This is a genomic window from Lentzea terrae (assembly GCF_003265345.1).
Taxonomy (GTDB): Bacteria; Actinomycetota; Actinomycetes; order Mycobacteriales; family Pseudonocardiaceae; genus Lentzea; species Lentzea terrae.
Window position 1 is genome coordinate 108349 of record NZ_QFWW01000030.1, and the last position, 17983, is coordinate 126331.

Genomic DNA, 17983 nt, shown 5'->3' on the forward strand with positions numbered 1-17983 from the left:
ACCCGGCGGGAGACTACCGCCCGAAACCGCAGCCCAGCTCGGTGAAGGTCGCGATCTTCTCCGCAGCGCGCACGACCACCTCGTCGATGCCGTCCAGCACGACCCGCTCGCCGTCGCGGCGGGCGGGCACCAGCGACACGTCCGCCTTGCTGCAGGCCTCGACCACGGACGTGAACGCGCGCGCAGCTGCCAGTGGCGCCACGAGCGGCTCGCCGGTCTGCCGGTGCCGGATGAGGTTCTCCAGCAGGTCCACCGGCGGGGAGACGGCCATCCGGTGGTCGTTCACCGTCAGCCGGTCGTCGTCGTACCACCACACGGCCTGCCCCAACGACCCGTGCACCAGCACCACGGGTGGCAACGATGTCGACGCACAGAGCGTCGTCGCGACCACCACCGGAGGCGCGCCATCGGCCGTGACGCGCACACAGGCCGTGTCGTCGGCGGTGATCGTGTCGCGGCACCGGAACAGCTCCAGCTCGACGCCGAGATCCGTGCGCTCCTCGACGTCGGCGAGCAACAACACGTTCTGCAGGGCGTGCGCGAACGGGTTCACCAAGGTCCCGTCCTCGCCCTGCCGCCCCGCCCACGCAGCACGCGAGTAGTAGGAGTCCGAGCGCACCCAACGCCCGGCAGCCCCTATGCCCGAGATGTCGCCCAGCGCACCGGACCCGATCAACGAGCAGAGCCGCCGGTACGAGCCGGTCCCCTGCGACTGGAACCCGACCTGGCACACCAGCCCGCGGGCGGCACCAGCCGCCGAGATCTCGTCGAAGTCCGCCACGGACAACACCGCCGGCTTCTCCACCAGCACGTCGCAGCCCAGGGCGAACGCGCTCAACACGAGATCGCGGTGCGTCGACGGCGGTGACGAGATCACCACGATCTCCGGGTGCAGCTCGGCGGCCAGCGACGGCAGATCCGGGTAGGACGGCACCGGCACGTCGACGTCGGCGACGTCCACGACTCCCACGAAGGTCGCTGTCCCGTCGTGGCCGAGCCGGAGCAGGTTCTCCACGTGCCGCGCTCCGTGCCCACGCGCCCCGACCAGCGCAACACGCATCGTCCTCACCCTTCTCGGGTGGACTCCGCAGCCAGCGCCAGGGGTCCGGCGATCACCAGCGCCAGCGGAGGCAGGGCCCACACCAGCACACCGGCGACCACCAACGCGGCCATCAGCATCGGACTAGGTGCCGCGAATTTCAATGCGCCGCGCCAGCCAAGACGCGCTTGATCAAGAAGAAGTGCCCCGAATGCCGCCGAAGCGAGCAGAACGCCGCCACGAACGAACCACGGCGCAGGCAACACGGTGAGCACCAGCAGCACGTCCACCACCAGCACCACCCACAGCACCGCGAACACCACCCCCGGCGCCCACTGCACCCGCAACCGCGACCAGAACCGCCCGGCCGGAAGACCGCCCCGCAGGACGGCACAGCCCGTCCCGAACGCCGAGTAGGCCGTCACCAGTGGGAGCGAGGCCACGAACACGAACAACCCCACCAGGAGGGCATCCGCCAGCGACTCCAGCCGGTTCATCCCTTCAGCCCCGTCGTGGCCACGCCGGCGACCAGGAACCGCTGGAACGCCAGGAAGAACAGCCCGATCGGCACCAGCGACAGCACCGACATCGCGAACATCGGCCCGTACGACGAGGACGACGTCTGGTCGATGAACAGCCGCAACCCCATCGGGATCGTGTAGTTCTCGGTCGACGACAGGTAGATCAGCTGCGAGAAGAAGTCGTTCCAGGTCCAGATGAACGTGAAGATCGCGGTCGTCACCATCGCGGGCTGCGACAGCGGCAGCACGACATACCGGAAGTTGCGGATCGGCCCGCACCCGTCGATCTTCGCCGCCTCGTCCAGCTCGTAGGGGATCCCGCGCATGAACTGGACCATCAGGAACACGAAGAACGCGTCGGTCGCCAGCAGCTTCGGCAGGATCAGCGGCACGAACGTGTCGATCATCTCCAGCTGCTGGAACACCACGTATTGCGGGATCAACGTGACGTGCGCGGGCAGCATGATCGTGACCAGCGCGAACGCGAACAGCGGGCCGGAGAGCCGGAACCGCAGCCGGGCGAACGCGTAGGCCGCCAGCGAGCACGACACGACGTTGCCGACCACCGCACCCGAAGCCACGATCGTGGAGTTGCCGAGGAACGTCCAGAACGACTCGCCGCCCGCACCTTCCAGTGCGCCGGCGTACCCATCGGTGGTCACACGCCCCGGAAACAGCGAGCGCAGGTTCGACACCAGGTCCTCGACCGGGGTCAAGGACGCCGAGATCAACCACACGATCGGGTACAGCACCAACGCCAGTCCGGCCAGGCACAGCACGAAAACCGCGACGCGCTTCACCGTTCGTCTCCGTAGAACACCCAGTACCGCGAGGTCCGGAAGAGCACCGCTGTGATCAACGCGATCGCCACCAGCAGCACCCACGCCATCGCCGACGCGTAGCCCATGCGGAACTCCGTGAACCCGCGCTCGTACAGGTAGAGCGTGTAGAACAGGGTCGAGTCGGCCGGTCCGCCGCGGCCACCGCTCACCACGAACGCCTGGGTGAACGCCTGGAACGCGTGGATCGTCTCCAGCACGAGGTTGAAGAACAGCACCGGCGACAGCATCGGCAGCGTGATCGACCACAGTCGCCGCCACCAGCCCGCGCCGTCCACCGCGGCCGCGTCGAACAGGTCGCGCGGGATCTGCTGCAGGCCGGCCAGGAAGATCACCATCGGCGCACCGAACTGCCACGCCGACAACAGCACGATGGTGATCAGCGCGTAGTCCGGCGTGTCGACCCAGGTGTCGAAGATCGCCCGCCAGGCCAGCGCCAGCCCGACCGACGCGCCGAGCAACGACGGCGCGTAGAAGGCCGAGCGGAAGAATGCCTGTCCCTTGCCGCGCAACGAGTTCAGCAGCAACGCGACGGCCAGCGCCAGCACCAGCTTCAACGGCACCGACCACACGACGTACTTCAGCGTGACGACGACCGAGTCCAGGTAGCGCGGATCGTCGCCGAAGAGCTTCGCGTAGTTGTCGAGGCCGACCCACTGCGGCGAGTTGAAGAGGTCGTAGTCGGTGAACGACAGGTACAGCGACACGACCATCGGCGCGACGGTGAGCCCGATCGCGCCGAGCAGCCACGGCCCGAGGAACAGGTACGCGACGCCCTGCGAGTTCTTCGGCCGCCGAGGGGGCGCGCCCTCGGCGACCGACCGCACCGGTGCGGGAGACACCCGCTCGGCGAGCACCACTACTTCAGCGCTTCTTCCGCGTCGCGCCAGAACTCGTCCAACGCCTGGTCGATCGTCTTCTTGCCGAACACGACCTCTTCGTGCTTGCGCTGCATCAACTTGTAGATCGTGCCGTCACCCTTCGGCGGCGCCGCCGGTGCGTCGCCGAGCTTGGCGTCGACCGACTTCTGGTACTCGAAGATCACTTTGTTGGCGCCGCTGAGGTTCTGCGCCACGGCCTCGCGGATCTTGAGGTTCGCCGGCAGGCCGCGGTTCGCGCCGAGGATCTTGCCCGCATCCGGGTCGTTCAGCAGGAAGTCGATCAACTTGACCGCCGCGTCCTTGTTCTTGGTGCGGGCGGACGCGCTGATCAGCTGCGACGGCTTGCGGTACGAGCCGAGGGTTTCCTTGCTGTCGCTGGGGTACGGGCCCAGCTTGAGCTCGTTCGGCCGCACGGTGTTGTAGCCGCCGTAGAGGCTGTCGTAGGTGTGCTCGGACGCGGACAGCTTCTTGCCCATCGGCGTCTGCTCGGCACCGGCGTTCAGCGTCGTCACCAGCTCCGGCGGCGTGGTGGCGTTGCCGTCGCGGAAGTCCTTGGAGAGCTGCCAGAACGCCTTCAGGTCGTCCTTCGCGTAACCGAGCTCGCCGTCGTCGGCGTAGAGCTTCTTGCCGCGCTGCCGCAGCCACGTCTCGAAGACGTCCTCGGTACCGCCGAAGTCGGTCGCGCCGGCGATCTTGCCGCCGGTGCTCGCCTGGATCTTCGCCGAGCGTTCTTTGTAGTCGGCCCAGCTCCAGCCGATCGCAGGTGCCTCGGCTCCGGCCGCCTCGAACAGCTTCGGGTCGTAGACGATCGCGGTGGCGTTCTGCGCCAACGGCATCGCGACCTGTTTGCCGTTCAGCTTGCCGCTGCCGATGAAGCCGGCGTTCCAGTCGGTCGTGCGGATCTCCTTGCCCACGTACGGGGTGAGGTCCAGCAGCACGTTGCGGCCCGCGTACTCGTTGAGGTAGCGGTAGTCCATCTGGATCACGTCCGGCGCGTTGCCGCCCGCGATCTCGGTGGAGAGCTTCTCGAAGTAGTTCTGGAAGTTCTGGAACGACGTCGCGACCTTGATGTTCGAGTTGCGGCTCTCGAACAGCTTCACCGCCTCGTTGGTCACCTTGGCGCGGTCGTCGTTGCCCCACCAGATGAAGCGGATCTCGGCCTGGCCGTTGCTCGCTGATCCGCCGCCACAACCAGCCGCCGCCAGCACTGTGCACAACAGCAAGCCCACAACCTTGTGCGCTTTCACAGGTCTCCTCTCATCGGAGATCGATGATGTCGACGACGCGGACCGGTTCTCCGGTCTCGAAGCTGCGGTTGGCGGCGAAACCAGTCAGCAGCGAGAGGGTGCCGTCGTAGTGCGTTGCCTTGCGTCCCAACGGGTCTTCCTGTCCGGGCGGTCCGTACAGCGCGTCGACCATGCGCTGGTCGGCGCCGCCGTGACCATCCCGGTCGTACTCCAGCGGGATCTCTTCCCGTTCCTCGAACAGCCGTTGCACGGAGAGCTTCGCCCACCCGTCCTCAGGGTTGGCGTTCACACCGTGCACGGTCGGCTGCTGGCTCGACACCCAGGAGTTCTCGACGACCTCCAGTTCGAGTCGCCCCTTGCTGCCGTTGACCATCAGCCGATAGCCCTCCCACGGCGAGTAGGCCGTGAGGTGGTACGTCAGGTTCGCGCCGCTGGCGTAACGCACGAGCACCGACATGTCGTCCTCAATGGACACACCGGGCTCGAACGGGTTCTGGTCGCGGCGGTAGCCGTCCTCGTGCTGCGCGTCGAGGTAGAGCTTCTTGAGCCAGGCGTTCTGCTCCAGCTTCAAGGCGAACCGGTCGTCGTCGGTGTAACCGTGACGCTTGCCGTTTTCCGCGCCGTAGAAGAACAACCGGCCGTGCGCGTACACGGTTTCCGGAGTCGACCCGACCCACCAGTTGAGCAGGTCGAAGTGGTGCGTCGCCTTGTGCACCATGAGGCCGCCGGAGTTGGCCTTGTCGCGGTGCCAGCGGCGGAAGTAGTCGGCGCCGTGCCGGGTGTCGAGCAGCCATTCGAAGTGCACGGACCCGATCTCGCCGACCGCACCGTCCGCGAGCAGTTCGCGGACCTTCTCGTGGATCGGGTTGTAGCGGTAGTTGAACGTGACGGTGACGTTGCCGTCGTTGCGGTGCACCGCGTCGAGGATCTTGCCAGCCGACGGCACGTCCGTCGTCATCGGCTTCTCGGTCACGACATCGCGGCCGGCGTCCAGCGCCTCGACGACGTACAGGTCGTGGAACCGGTCGACGGTGGTCACGACGACGACGTCGACCTGCTGCTCCTCGAGCATCTTCAGGTAGTCGCCCGCGTCGTACGTGGGGACCGGCTCGACCCCCAGCTCAACGAGCCGGTCGTTGTGGACGTCCATCCGGGTGCGGTTCACGTCGGCGAACGCGACGAGCTGACAGGTGGCCGCGTGCTCGACCGCGATGGCGTGGATGTGCCGCTCCGCCCGTGAGCCCGTGCCGACCACGGCGTAGCGCCTGCGAGCCATCGCAAACCTCCCCGGTAAACGGTTTCCACACGCTAGCCGCACCGGCCCTGACCTCGTCAAGGTTCTACGAAAACCTTTTCGCTTGTTTCATGGACATGAACCGTCCCGGTCCGTATGAAGACGTCATGCCAACCCCTGTGGTGCTCGACTGCGACCCCGGCCACGACGACGCGATCGCGATCCTGCTCGCCGCCGGCTCACCCGAGATCGACCTGCGCGCGATCACCACCGTCGCCGCCAACCAGACCCTCGACAAGGTCACGCTGAACGCGCAGCGGATCTGTTCGGCCGCCGGAATTTCGGTGCCGATCGCGCGCGGCTGCGCCCGGCCGTTGGTGCGGCCGCTGTACGTCGCGGAGGACATCCACGGTGAGTCCGGAATGGACGGACCGGCGTTCGGCTCGGTTTCCGTTGGCGTGGTTGAGGAGCACGCGATCGACGTGATGCACGCGAACATGCCGGCCACAGTGGTCGCGACCGGGGCGTTGACGAACGTGGCCGCGTACCTGACCCGCTACGGAACCGGAGCGGTGCGCGAGATCGTGTTGATGGGCGGCTCGACCGAGCGCGGCAACACCACGCCGTACGCGGAGTTCAACATGTACGTCGATCCGGAGGCCGCGCAGATCGTCTTCGACAGCGGCGTGCCGGTCACCATGATCGGGCTGAACGTGACGCACCAGGCGCTGGTGACGCCGGAAGTCGTGGCGCGGTTGAACGACACCGGACCGCTGGGGCGGATCTGCGGCGACCTGATGACGTTCTTCGCGGCGACCTACCGCGAGGTGTTCGGGTTCGCGGCACCGCCGTTGCACGACCCGGTGGCGGTGGCGCGGGTGATCGACCCGACGCTGGTGACGTGCGTCGAGGCGTTCGTGGGCGTCGAAACCACCGGCACGTTCACCCGCGGTGCGACCGTGGTCGACCTGCACGGCAGGCTGGGCCGGAAACCGAACGCGCAGGTGGCCGTGGGACTCGACGTGGACCGGTTCTTCGACCTGGTGATCGACGCTGTGGCCCGACTCACGTAACGGCGTTGACCCCTGCGCGATGATAGGTCCGAGTGCATCACACCTGGGGGAAAGACCATGACTGATCCTGTTCAGCCTGCGCAGACGCAGTTCGAGGCGTACACGCCTGCCTTCGAGCAGCAGCCCGCCACGCCCACGCCCACGCCGGCTCCGGCTCCGGCTCCGAAGAAGACCGGCGTCGTGGTGCTCGCGGTCATCGCCGTGCTGCTGCTCGGCGCGGCGGGCACGTTCGGCGCGCTCTACTTCGGCGCGAAGGGCGACGCGTCCAACCTGTCCAAGCAGGTCGAGGAGAAGAACCGCGAGATCGCGACCCTGACCAAGGACGTCAAGGCCGGCAAGGACGAGGCGGCCAAGGCCGTCGACGCGCAGAAGAAGGCCGAGACGGACGCCGCGTCCGCGCAGAAGTGCCGTACCGCGGCGAAGTCGCTGATGGAGGCCGCCCTCGCGCAGGACGACACCAAGGGCGAGAAGGCCATGACGGAGATCTTCACCACCTGCTGACCCGAGAATCTCCGGGAGAAGAACCATGAGTGAGCCCGAACGGGCGTCACTGGCAGAGGTGTTCGCGCCGCCGGCCCAGCAGCAACCAGCGGCGGCTCCGGCCGCCCCGGTGCGGTCCAAGAAGACCGCTGTCGTGGTGCTGGCCGTCATCGCCGCGCTGCTGTTCTGCGCGACCGGCGTGTCCGTCACGTTCTTCTTGATCGTTCGGAAGAACGCCGTCGAGATGGTGAAGGTGATCGAGCAGCAGGACCGCGAGATCACCGACCTGTGGGAGAAGGCAGAGGCCAGCGAGGAAGCGGCGGCCAAGGCCCGCAACGAGCGCGAGACCACCAGGTTCGAGATCGCCAGGGCGGACAAGTGCCGACTCGCCGCGAAGGCGTACAAAGAGGCCTCGTTCACCGACGACCAGGCGAAGCTCCAGGCGACGTGGAACGAGATCTACCTCAACTGCTGAGCCAGGACATGCGAGAAGGGCCGCGACTGAAGATCAGTCGCGGCCCTTCTCGCGTTCGTCAGGTCAGCTGATCGCGCGGTCGCTCAGCAGCGCCCACTGGCTCCAGCCCGCCTTCTCCTTGTAGAAGCGGCGAAGCAGCTTGCCGTCGTCGGTCCGCGCGAAGACCTCGACCGTCTTGGTCTGCGCGTGGTACATCGCGGTCGGCGCCTCGGCGACCTTCGTGGTGCCGAGCTTGGCCCAGGTGGTGAAGCCGTTGGCGGTGGCGCGGGCGTGCTCCACGATGCCGCCCTCGCCGAGCTGCACGACGTCGATCGAGCCGGTCGTCGTGTTGAACACCGCCGACGGCGCGCCGGTGCCCTTGCCGCCCAGCGACTTCCAGACGCCCGCCGCGTACTGCTCGACGCTGCCGGACGCGGTGCGCACGAAGACCTGGTCGACGGCGACGCTCGGGTCGCTCACGATCTTCGTCTCGCCCTGGTCCTGCCACTTCTCGCCGTCCCACTTGACGAGCTTGTCGTCGGCGGAACGCGCGTAGAGGTGCTGGTCGGCGACAGCCGGGTTGCCCTGGATCCTGGCATCGCCCACCGGCGCCCACTTGTCCGTGAAGCGCAGCAGCGCGCCGTCCGCGCCACGAGCGAGGACCTCGACGGCCTTGGTCTTGTCGTTCCAGAACAGGACCGGCTCGCCCGCGACGGCCGTGTCGCCCAGCGCGACCCACTTGCCGTCGACGCGGCGGTAGATCTTGTCGTCGGAACCGCGCGCGAACACCTCGACGATCTTCGTCTGCGGGTTCATCAGCGCGACCGGGTCACCGGCGAAGAGCTCGGGCCCGAGCTGCTGCCAGCCGTTCCAACGGCTCGTCTTGTGGAAGTTCGTGATGATCGTGCCGTCCGCGGCGCGCGCGTAGATCTCCAGCTGCTGCTGCCCGGTGTTGGAGATCTGCGGGCCGGCGTTGACGACGGGCTTGTCCGTCACCGGGGTGTCGCTGGTGGTGCCGTCGCCGCCGGCCTCGACGAGGCCGTTGTAGCGCAGCGGCACGTACCGCTTGGCCGTGCTGGCGCTCCAGACGCGCTGGACCGGGCGGGAGCCGTCCGGACCGGCCTGCTCGCGCACGATCGGCCGGGTCTTGGCCGCGTCTGCCCAGCCGATGAACAGCGCGACGTGGTTCTCGCGGTCGTTGAGCGCGTCGCCGGGACGGAGGTCGTCCCAGTCGATGCGGTGCGCGACCTGCTCGAGGATGTGGGTCGTGTAGGAGATGCGCAGGCCCCAGGCCATCGAGATGAAGCCGGAGCAGTCGGTGCGGTAGGCGCCGTACTTGTTGCCGAAGCAGTCGCTCTGGCTGTACGGCACGCGGGCGCTGATCCACGTGCGCGACCGCGCCAGGACCTCCGACCGCGTGATCTTTGAGTTGGCCTCGTACGTCCCGCAGACCACCCCGCCCTCGGCAGCAGCGACCGCGACGTCTGGCATCGCCAGCGTCGAGCCGAACGTGATGGCCGCTGCGGCGACCGCCAACATCCCCCACGACTTCATGCGGGCCACCGTAGCAAGACGATGTGAGATTTTGGTCCAGTCGAACGTCCCTAGTTCCGACTCACTGCCCACTTGGGTGACGATCTTGAACTACCTGCTGCGGAGCGGTTACCGGAGGCAGAAGACTCGCCGGACGGTCAACGGTGAACGGCCGGCCGAACCCGCGGGCAGCGAACTCCGCCCGTGCGGGCGACTGCTCGTTCACGGTTCCCGAACGTTGACGTAGCGGCGCGGCGCGTACAGCTGGGCGCCGGCCTCGTACGGATAGGTGACGGAGCGCAGGCGGGTGCGGTGGCCGCCCGCCTGTTCGTACGCCCAGTACCGGTCGGCTTCCTCCGCCCACGCCGCGAAGATCACGACGTGCCTGGTCAGGTTGGTGCCCTCCGCGCGGATGATCACATCGCCGGCCTTGAGCTCCTCCGGCGAGATCAGGCTGCTCACGAGGACCAGGCCCCGCGTGTCCAGCCCGCCGTGCCGGCCCTCGGGTCTACCCGGCAGGCCCCACGCCATCGACACGAAGCCCGAGCAGTCGGCGCGGTAGATGCCGTGCTCGTTCTGGTGGAACTTCGTCTGGCTGTACGGAACCGAGTCGCGCAGCCAGGAACAGGCGCGCTCCACGATCTCGGAGCGGCTGATCAGGCGGCCGGCGGCACGTGCGATGGTCACGCGCCCATGGTCGGCGCACGACCTCTAAATCCCCTGCAAGCTGTCTATAAGGTCGGCGTCCGTGATCTCCGCGGTCACCCAGGCGAGCGGGTAGCTCAGCTGGATCGTGTCGATTTCCCTGGTCAGCCGCACGCCGGGGAGCACCTTGCGGACCAGCGCGAGCATGGCCTCGTTGTCCGGCAGCACGTCGCCGTGCAGTTCGGCGACGCCCATCCTGGCCGCGACCGAGGTCAGCTCCTCCAGCAACCGCCGGCCGACTCCGCGTCGTTGCCACAGGTCGACGACGGCGACCGCGATCTCCGCGGCGCACTCGTTGGTCTTGATCATCCGGGCGATGCCGACCGGGTCGCCGCCGATCCGGGCGCACACGGCCGCGTGCCGCTCGCCGTCCACGTCGACCAGCACCCGCCGGGCGGACGCGGTCAGACGCGGCGTCGGGGAGTGAAAGCGCAGGTAGCGGCTTCGTGCGGACAGTCCTTCGAACACGGCGTCGACAGCTTCCGGCGCGGTGTCGCGGTCGAGCTCGGTGACGCGCATGAGGATCAGCCCCCTGGGTTCGGAATCCGAACTGTAGCTGAGTTCGAAAAACGAACGCAAGGGATATCCTTGGTTCATGTCGTACGCGAGTTTCGCCAGCATGCCCTGCACCCTGAGCCGTCCCGCAGCGCTGCTGGGCGAGCGCTGGACGCTGCTGCTGCTCCGCCAGATCTTCCTGGGGACCCGCCGCTTCGAGGACTTCCAGACGACGATGGAGATCTCCCGCAGCGTGCTGACCGACCGCCTCAACGTGCTGCTACAGGAGGGCGTGCTCAAGCGCGTGCCTTATCAGGACGATGGCCGCACACGGTACGAGTACCGCCTCACCCAGAAGGGCAAGGACCTCTACCCGGTGCTGATGGCGCTGCGCACGTGGGGCGAGAAGTGGATGGCTCCCGAAGAAGAGGAGTCGTTCCACCTGCACCACCGCGACTGCGGCGGCGGCGTGCGGGCGAAGGTCGAGTGCACCGACTGCGGAGCCGAGCTGACCGCGCGGGACGTGCAGGTGACGGCGCGTTCGTAAACTTGTACTGACAACTGCCGAAGCCTGGGTGAACTCGAGATCCAGGCAGTTGCTGAAGCCGATTGCAGAACGCAAGTGTGCTTGTCATGACAAGAGCTGCTCTTGCGTTCCTGCTGCCCCTGCTGCTGATCACCCCGGCCGCCGTCGCGGAACCCGCGAAGACGCCGAAGGTGCTCGTCATCGGACTCGACGGCGCCCGCTACGACAAGCTGCTGTCGGCTGACACGCCCAACATCCACGCGCTGCTCGACCGCGGCTACGGCGCCCGCAGCGCGTTGTACGGGTCGGGCATGGCCCAGACCTCCAGCGGCCCCGGTTGGTCGACCGTGCTGACCGGCGTGTGGCCGGACAAGCACAAGGTGAAGGACAACTCCTTCGCCGGCAACGCGCTGGCGTCCCACCCGAGCTGGCTGGAGCGGGCCAACACCGCGAACCCGGCCCTGTCGACGTACGCGGCGGTGGACTGGAAGCCGATCGGCGACCAGATCCTCCGCAATGGCCAGGACCGCAAGTACGTGCTGGACGGCGACACGGCCGGCTACACCGGCAGCGACGAGAAGATCACCGTCGACGCCGAGCAGCACCTGCGCACCAACGCGGCGGACGCGTCGTTCGTGTACCTCGGCCAGATCGACATCGCGGGCCACGACCACGGCGCGGACTCCTCTCAGTACGCCGCGGCCATGCGCACCAACGACGCGCAGATCGGCCGACTGATCAGCGCCATCGAGTCGCGGCCGTCGTACGCGGCGGAGGACTGGCTGATCATGCTCACCACCGACCACGGCCACACGGCGGCGGGCGGCCACGGCGGTGACTCGCCGGAGGAGCGGATGACGTTCGCGATCTCCACGGGCTCGGCACGTCCCGCGGTGGCACCGAAGCTGGTCGACGTGGCGGCAACCGCGTTGAAACACCTCAACGTTTCGGCTTCGTCGGACGGCTACGCGCTCGGCACCGCGCCGCTCGACGCGTTCGACTCGGTGACGTTGCAGCCGCGCCAGGACGAAACCGGTGTGCCTGCTTCGGTTCTCGGCTGGACGCACCGAGGTCCGGCGGGCTGGACGGTGACCACGGCGTCGTCGATGCCGCAGGGTGTGGCGGAGTGGCAGGGCTGGTCGTTCACGACCGACGACTTCTGGACCCGCACCGCGCCTTCACAACAGCGTGAGGTGAACGTGCGTGCGCGTGGTGTCTTCGCGGTCGCCGACCCCGACGAGTGGGACGACAAGGGTTCGCCGTCGTCGCGCGGCAAGTTCGACTCGACGATGACCTCGCCCGCCTACGACGTCACGGGCAAGTCGAGCGTCCGCCTCGAGTACGGCTCGCACTACCGGCAGGAGGACGCGCAGACCGGCACGGTCAGCGTGTCGTTCGACGGCGGCCCGGCGCAGATCGTCAAGACCCACAACGTGGACGGCCTCGCTCAGCAGATCTCGCTGACCGTGACCGTCCCGTCGGGTGCCCGAACCGTCACAGCGTCGTGGCGGCTCTTCGACGCCGGCAACAACTGGTACTGGGCCGTGGACGCCCCGCGCCTGTCGTGAGCTAAAGGGTTGAGCGCCACGCGGTGGCGCTCAACCCTTCCAGTTCGCCGGCCTCACGTGCGCCGAGCTGGGTGAACAACTCCTTGGCCCGCAACCACATCTCGTCGTCGCCAGTCGCGGCGGCGAGATCGCGCATCGTCCGTGCCCGCCAGATCGGCAGCCCCAGCTCGGTCCACTGACCGAGTGCGTCCTCGAGCAGTGCCGACGCTTCGTCGTCCCGGCCCTGAGCCAGCGCGGCCTCACCGAGCGTCCGGGTCATCAACGCGACGCCGAACCGGTCGCGCTGGCGCGTGCAGACCTCCAGGCACTCGGCCAAAAGGTCGTCCACGCTGTCGAGTTCGCCCGCCCGCAGCAACGCCTTCGCCAACGACTGGGCCGCGTACGTGGCACCGAGCTCGTCGCCGGCCTCGCGCAGGACCTGCTCGGCTTCCCGACTCAGCGCAACGGCTTCGGGGAACGCACCCGCGGCGCGGTGGCACAAGCTCAAGCCGCGCAACGCCAGCGCCGCACCGCGCTGGTCGTCCTGCGCCTGGTAGAGCTCGACGCACCGCTCGAACGCCCGCGTCGCCTCCGCCAGGCCGCCGTGGTCGCGGTGGATCGCGCCGACGCCGTAGCTGGCCGCCGCGACCACTCCCTTGTCCCCCAACGCGATCGCCTGGTCGAGCAGCTCGCGGGCGCGTTCGAACTCGGCCAGGTCGCGGTACACCGTGCCCATGCCGACGCACGCGACGGCGAGCGTCTCCGGTTCGTCGATCTCGGCCGCGATCTCCGCCGCCTGCTGGAAGCTCGTCAGCGCGGCCGCGAAGTCGTCCTGCTCGTAGCGCAACTGCCCGATCCCGGCCAGCAGCACGGCCTCGGCCCGGCGGTTGCCGCGTTCGCGGGCCGACCGCAGCGCCACCTCGTGCGTGCGCTGCCAGTTGCCGAACTCGTTGCGTGCTGCGAAAGGCGACGACAGCAGTGACGTGATCACGGTGGTGGTGAGTTCGTCGACGCCGAGGGCATGCGCCCGTTCGACCGCACGCACGACCGCGTCTGTCTCCGCGTGCAGCCAGCCGGTCGGATCTTCCTCGACGTCCTCTTCCAGCCGCGGGTCCAGCTCGATCTCGGTGTGCAACTGCGGCCGCAGCCCCAAAGTCACGCGCGGCAGCTTCTGCACGCCGGTCTCGACGAGGGCGAGCCAGGTCTTCAGCAGGCGCGTCACGGCCTCCGTCGCGGGTTCCTGCGCGGCCTGCTCGACGCCGAAGAGCTGCACCAGGTCGTGGAACCGGTAGCGCACGCGGCCGATCTGGTCGACCCCGGCGACGTCCACCAGCCGCAGGTCGACGAGGTGCTCGACGACGTCTTCCGCGTCGTACGGCGAGATGTCCAGCAACGGTGCCGCGACCCAGGCGCCGAAGTTCGGCAGGTCGAGCAACGACAGCAGGTGGAAAGCCTTGCGGTGCTGTGCGTCCAGCTCCGAGTAGTTGAGCTTCAGCGACGACCGGATGGCGAGGTCGCCCGTCTCCAGCTCGTCCAGCCGTCTTCGCTCGTCCGACAACCGCTTGGCGAGCGTCTTCAACGGCCAGTGCGGCCGTGCCAGCAGCTTCGCGCCCGCCGCCCGCAACGCCAGCGGCACACCGCCGCACAGCTCCGCGATCCGGCGCGCCGACTCGGGTTCCGCGCCGATCCGCTCGGCACCGACGATCCGGCCGAGCATCTCCTCGCTGACCGAGGAGTCGAAGAACCCCAGCTCGATCGGCTCGGCGCCCTCCAGCCCGGTGAGCCTGCTGCGACTGGTGATGATCACGAAGCAGTTCGCGTTGCCCGGCAGCAGCTGCCGGACCTGGGCCTCGCTGCGGGCGTTGTCGAGCACGATCACCAGCCGCCGGTCGGACACCGTGCGCCGGTACAGCTCGACCCGTTCGTCCGGTGCGGTGGGCTGGTCCTGGCCGGGGATGCCGAGCAGGCCGAGGAACCGCCCGAGCACCTCCTGCGGTTCCAGATCCCGGCCCGCGCCGCGCAGATCCGCGAACAGCTGCCCGTCCGGATACGACTTGCGCAGCAGATGCGCGGCGTGCACCGCCAGCGCGGACTTGCCCGCCCCGCCGAACCCGGACACGACCACGGTGGGCGTCGCGGTGCTGTCCTGGCCTGCAGTGTCTTCAGTGAGGCCGAGAACCTGCTTCAACGCCTCCTCGCGGCCGGTGAAGTCGCTGATGTCGGGCGGCAGGTGGTGCGGGACGACCTGCTGCGCCGGCACGGCCGGTGCCGACACCACCACCGTCTTCGGCACGTCGATCTCGAGCGTGCCGTTGAGGATCGCCGTCTGCAGGTCCCGCAGCTTCTCGCCCGGCTCGATGCCGAGCTCGTCGAGCAGGTACTCGCGCGCCTCGCGGTAGACGTTGAGCGCGTCCGCCTGCCGTCCGGCGCGGTGGAACGCCCGCATCAGCAGTTCACGCGTCTCCTCACGCGCCGGGTGCTCGTTGGCCAGCGCCGACAACCGCGCGATCGCGTCCTCGACCCGGCTCTGCGCCAGCTCGCACCGGCCGAGCCCCTCCTCGGCGCTGAGCCTCGACTCCGCCAGCGTCAGCGCGTGCCCGCGGGCGAACGCCGACTCCACCCCGTGCAACGCCGGACCGCGCCACAACGCGAGCCCGTGCTGGTAGTGCGTGATCGCGGTGGCCGGGTCGTCCGCCCGTTCCGCCTGCCGCGCCGTGGTCAGGTGCCGGTTGAACTGCTCGACGTCGCTGTCCACGTCCAGCAGGTACCCAGGTACCCAGGTGCCCTCGTGACCAGCGACTTCCCGACGGCACGGCGTAACGACGACACGTAGGTGTGCACCAGCGCGCCCGCTGTCTGCGGCGGCGCCTCGTCCCAGATCAGGTCGATCAACCGCTCCACCGGCACGACCTGACGCGGTTGCAGCAACAGGGCCGCCAGCAACGTTCTCGGCTTCGGTCCGCCGAGGCTCACCTGTCTGTCCCCGACCCAAACCTCGATCGGTCCAAGCACGAGCGCTCGCACGCTCACCCCCATCCCCCAGTGCACCTTTCGGTGCGCTGAAGAGCATGCCTCATTCTCGCTCGTTACGACACGTTTCAGCGGGAGTTCCGTGGTTCCATGAAGGGCATGGATCGTCGAGACTTCCTCGTGGGGACCGGACTTCTCGCCGTCACGCCGACGGCCGCGTCGGCCGCGCAGGGCACGGACTGGGGCGCCGTGCGCCGCGAGTTCCGGCTGGACCCGACGTTGATCAACCTGGGGCTGTTCTACCTGGCGTCGAACCCGCGCGAGGTGCGGTCCGCGGTCGAGACGTTCAAGCGCAAACTCGACGCCAACTCGCACGACCTGATGCCGGACCAGGCGCAGGAGGTGGCCGTCGCGCTGGGGCAGTACGTCGGCGGCGCACCCGACGACATCGCGTTCGTGCCCAACACCACCATCGGACTGTCGATCGTCTACGGCGGCCTTCGGTTGCGCCGAGACCAGGAGCTGCTGCTCACCGACCAGGACCACGCGTGGCACCGGCAGGCAGCGCAACTGGCCGCTGACCGGGTCGGCGCGAAGGTCAGGATCGGCACGCTGTACGCGAACTCGGCGTCGGTGACCGAGGACGAGGTCGCGTCGCGGTTGCGCAACTCGATCACGCCGCAGACCCGTGCCGTTGGCATCACGTGGGTGCAGTCGAGCACGGGCGTTCGAATGCCGGTGCGGGCGTGCGCGCAGGTTGTCGCCGAGGCCAACAAGGGCCGTTCTCCGGAAGACCGCTGTCTCCTCGTCGTCGACGGTGTCCACGGACTGGCCGCGGTCGACGACGACGCGGCGCGGCTGGGCGCGGACGTTTTCGTTGCAGGAACGCACAAGTGGCTGTTCGGGCCGCGCGGCACCGGCATGGTGTGGGTCAACCCCCAGGTGAGCAACCAGATCGTGCCGCTGCTGCCGAGCCTGAGCGACCGCAGCGAGACGGCGTTGCTCGGCCCCGGCGGCTTCCACGCGTTCGAGCAGTACTACGCCGTCCGCGCGGCCGTCGAGTTCCACCAACGCCTGGGCCGCAGCCGGGTGGCGGCCCGCATCACCGAGCTGGCAACGAGGTTCAAGGACGGGCTGGCCGAGATCCCCGGCGTCGTCATCCACACGCCGCGCGACCCGCGGATGTCCGCGGGCATGGTGTGCTTCGACGTGCCGGGACAGCCTGGCCCCGAAGTCGTCGGGCGGCTCAAGGAGAAGCGCATCCAGATCACCACGGCGGCCTACCGCATCCCGTACGCGCGAATCGGCACGGCCATCCTCAACACCCCGGCGGAGATCGACCGGACGCTGAAGGAGATCCGTTCACTCTAGATTTCGGGCAGCTCTAGAACCTCGGCAGCACAGCGGTTCCCGGTGGCGCCAGCTCCACGCTGGTCGTCTCCATCATGACCTCCGGCCGGTCCATGGCCTCGTGCGCGGCCCACCCGCCGCCGAGCACGAGCGCCAGCAGCCCGGCCGCGATGAACGGCGTGGTCGGAACGTGCCGCCTGGTCCTGGTTTCCTCGCGCGGCTGCGGCAACCAGACCACCGGTTCCGCGGCGGGTTCGGGTTCCAGCTGCCTGGCTTCGAGATACGCGCCAGTCGCAGTCACACCGTCCGGCGCCCGCAGCACCGGGATCTGCAGCCGTGCCGAGATCTCCTTGGCCACCAGTGGAATCCGGGCCGATCCGCCGACGAGCAGGATGACGTCGGGCGCGCACAGCCCGGCTGTGCTCACCACGCGTTCCAGGGCGGCGACCGCCAGCTCGACGGACGGCCGGATGATCGCCTCGAACTCCAGCCTGCTGAGCCTGACCTCGCGCACCTCGTCGTCGGTGAGCACCGGAATCCGGACCTCGGGGTAGCTGCCGAGCAGCTCCTTCGCCTCGATGCAGCTCTGCACGAGCTCAGGGCTGTGCGTCCCGATCTTCGCGACGACGTGCTCCACGACCAGGTCGTCGAGGTCGAACCCGCCGATCTCGACCCGCTCCGGTCGCCCAACGAGCAGGAACACCCCTTGTTTGCACAGCAGCGTGATGTCGGCGGCGGTGGCGCCGAAGTCGAACACCGCGACCGCGCTGTGCTCCGGCATCTGCGCGTTGTCGTCGAACGCGATCGCGGCGGCGTGCGGCGCCGGCACGAACAACACGTCCGCGCGCCCTTCGTCGATGAGGTCCTGTCGCACCTGTTCGAGGTGTTCGTGCGGCCAGGTCAACGGGTGCGTCATGGCGACCCGGCTGGGCGGCTCACCGCGCCTGGCCGCCAGGTCGTCGAGGACCCGCGTGATCTCCCTGGCCTCGGTGCACGTTCTTCGCTGGTTGCAGGTGGTGACACCGCGGTCGGTGGCGACCGTGGTGCCTGCGGCTCCGAGATCGAGCCCAACCTGATACGGCATAGCGG

18 protein-coding genes are annotated in these 17983 nt (G+C 68.5%); 6 read left to right on the forward strand and 12 right to left on the reverse strand.

The window, feature by feature from the left end:
• Positions 1-13 precede the first annotated feature (13 nt).
• The 6 genes from DI276_RS37585 to DI276_RS37610 are packed head-to-tail and all read right to left on the reverse strand — an operon-like array spanning position 14 to position 5803.
• Positions 14-1060: a Gfo/Idh/MocA family protein gene (locus tag DI276_RS37585; protein WP_112272669.1), complete on the reverse strand. Its 1047-nt coding sequence runs from the start codon at positions 1058-1060 to the stop codon at positions 14-16.
• A gap of 5 nt (positions 1061-1065) precedes the next feature.
• Entirely contained in the window at positions 1066-1536 is a 471-nt protein-coding gene (locus DI276_RS37590) for a hypothetical protein (protein ID WP_112272671.1), read from the reverse strand.
• A complete protein-coding gene (locus DI276_RS37595; protein WP_198681162.1) occupies positions 1533-2360 on the reverse strand; it encodes a carbohydrate ABC transporter permease in 828 nt (275 codons plus the stop codon). The genes DI276_RS37590 and DI276_RS37595 overlap by 4 nt, the downstream gene beginning before the upstream one ends.
• Positions 2357-3256: a carbohydrate ABC transporter permease gene (locus tag DI276_RS37600; RefSeq protein WP_408610619.1), complete on the reverse strand. Its 900-nt coding sequence runs from the start codon at positions 3254-3256 to the stop codon at positions 2357-2359. Before DI276_RS37600 ends, DI276_RS37595 begins: the two co-directional genes overlap by 4 nt.
• Positions 3257-3258: 2 nt before the next feature.
• Complete coding sequence (locus tag DI276_RS37605; RefSeq protein WP_157985187.1) at positions 3259-4527, reverse strand: ABC transporter substrate-binding protein; 1269 nt, start codon at positions 4525-4527, stop codon at positions 3259-3261.
• Positions 4528-4537: 10 nt separating this feature from the next.
• Positions 4538-5803: a Gfo/Idh/MocA family oxidoreductase gene (locus DI276_RS37610; protein ID WP_112272675.1), complete on the reverse strand. Its 1266-nt coding sequence runs from the start codon at positions 5801-5803 to the stop codon at positions 4538-4540.
• Positions 5804-5928: 125 nt separating this feature from the next.
• Between DI276_RS37610 and DI276_RS37615 the strand changes: the two genes are divergently transcribed.
• From DI276_RS37615 to DI276_RS37625, 3 genes are read left to right on the forward strand one after another with little or no spacing between them, the layout of a single operon-like run.
• A complete protein-coding gene (locus tag DI276_RS37615; RefSeq protein WP_112273422.1) occupies positions 5929-6834 on the forward strand; it encodes a nucleoside hydrolase in 906 nt (301 codons plus the stop codon).
• A gap of 57 nt (positions 6835-6891) precedes the next feature.
• Entirely contained in the window at positions 6892-7335 is a 444-nt protein-coding gene (locus tag DI276_RS37620) for a hypothetical protein (RefSeq protein ID WP_112272677.1), read from the forward strand.
• Positions 7336-7360: 25 nt separating this feature from the next.
• Entirely contained in the window at positions 7361-7789 is a 429-nt protein-coding gene (locus tag DI276_RS37625; protein ID WP_157985188.1) for a hypothetical protein, read from the forward strand.
• 63 nt (positions 7790-7852) lie between these two features.
• Here DI276_RS37625 and DI276_RS37630 read toward each other — a convergent pair whose 3' ends face one another.
• The 3 genes from DI276_RS37630 to DI276_RS37640 form a co-directional block, all read right to left on the reverse strand.
• On the reverse strand, positions 7853-9322 hold the full coding sequence (locus DI276_RS37630) for a hypothetical protein (RefSeq protein ID WP_157985189.1): 1470 nt from the start codon (positions 9320-9322) through the stop codon (positions 7853-7855).
• A 201-nt stretch (positions 9323-9523) separates the two neighbouring features.
• Positions 9524-9988 (reverse strand): NlpC/P60 family protein, encoded by a 465-nt coding sequence (locus tag DI276_RS37635; RefSeq protein ID WP_112272683.1) that lies wholly within the window; start codon positions 9986-9988, stop codon positions 9524-9526.
• A gap of 24 nt (positions 9989-10012) precedes the next feature.
• Positions 10013-10525 carry a GNAT family N-acetyltransferase gene (locus DI276_RS37640; RefSeq protein ID WP_157985190.1) on the reverse strand — a complete coding sequence of 171 codons (513 nt, stop codon included), beginning with the start codon at positions 10523-10525 and terminating at the stop codon, positions 10013-10015.
• A gap of 76 nt (positions 10526-10601) precedes the next feature.
• On the opposite strand from DI276_RS37640, the gene DI276_RS37645 reads away from it, so the two are divergent.
• Positions 10602-11048: a winged helix-turn-helix transcriptional regulator gene (locus DI276_RS37645; protein WP_112272688.1), complete on the forward strand. Its 447-nt coding sequence runs from the start codon at positions 10602-10604 to the stop codon at positions 11046-11048.
• Positions 11049-11134: 86 nt separating this feature from the next.
• Entirely contained in the window at positions 11135-12595 is a 1461-nt protein-coding gene (locus DI276_RS37650; RefSeq protein ID WP_112272690.1) for an alkaline phosphatase family protein, read from the forward strand.
• Position 12596: 1 nt separating this feature from the next.
• Here DI276_RS37650 and DI276_RS37655 read toward each other — a convergent pair whose 3' ends face one another.
• Positions 12597-15329 (reverse strand): ATP-binding protein, encoded by a 2733-nt coding sequence (locus DI276_RS37655; RefSeq protein ID WP_198681163.1) that lies wholly within the window; start codon positions 15327-15329, stop codon positions 12597-12599.
• Positions 15293-15547, reverse strand: coding sequence for an AfsR/SARP family transcriptional regulator (locus tag DI276_RS51550; protein ID WP_198681164.1), 255 nt, complete (start codon positions 15545-15547; stop codon positions 15293-15295). Before DI276_RS51550 ends, DI276_RS37655 begins: the two co-directional genes overlap by 37 nt.
• A 156-nt stretch (positions 15548-15703) precedes the next feature.
• Here DI276_RS51550 and DI276_RS37660 point away from each other — a divergent pair, with 156 nt between their 5' ends.
• The gene (locus tag DI276_RS37660) at positions 15704-16915 is read left to right on the forward strand and encodes an aminotransferase class V-fold PLP-dependent enzyme (RefSeq protein ID WP_157985191.1); all 1212 of its coding nucleotides are present in this window, start codon (positions 15704-15706) and stop codon (positions 16913-16915) included.
• A 13-nt stretch (positions 16916-16928) separates the two neighbouring features.
• Here DI276_RS37660 and DI276_RS37665 read toward each other — a convergent pair whose 3' ends face one another.
• A complete protein-coding gene (locus DI276_RS37665) occupies positions 16929-17978 on the reverse strand; it encodes an Hsp70 family protein (protein WP_112272696.1) in 1050 nt (349 codons plus the stop codon).
• Between the last annotated feature and the right edge of the window lie 5 nt (positions 17979-17983).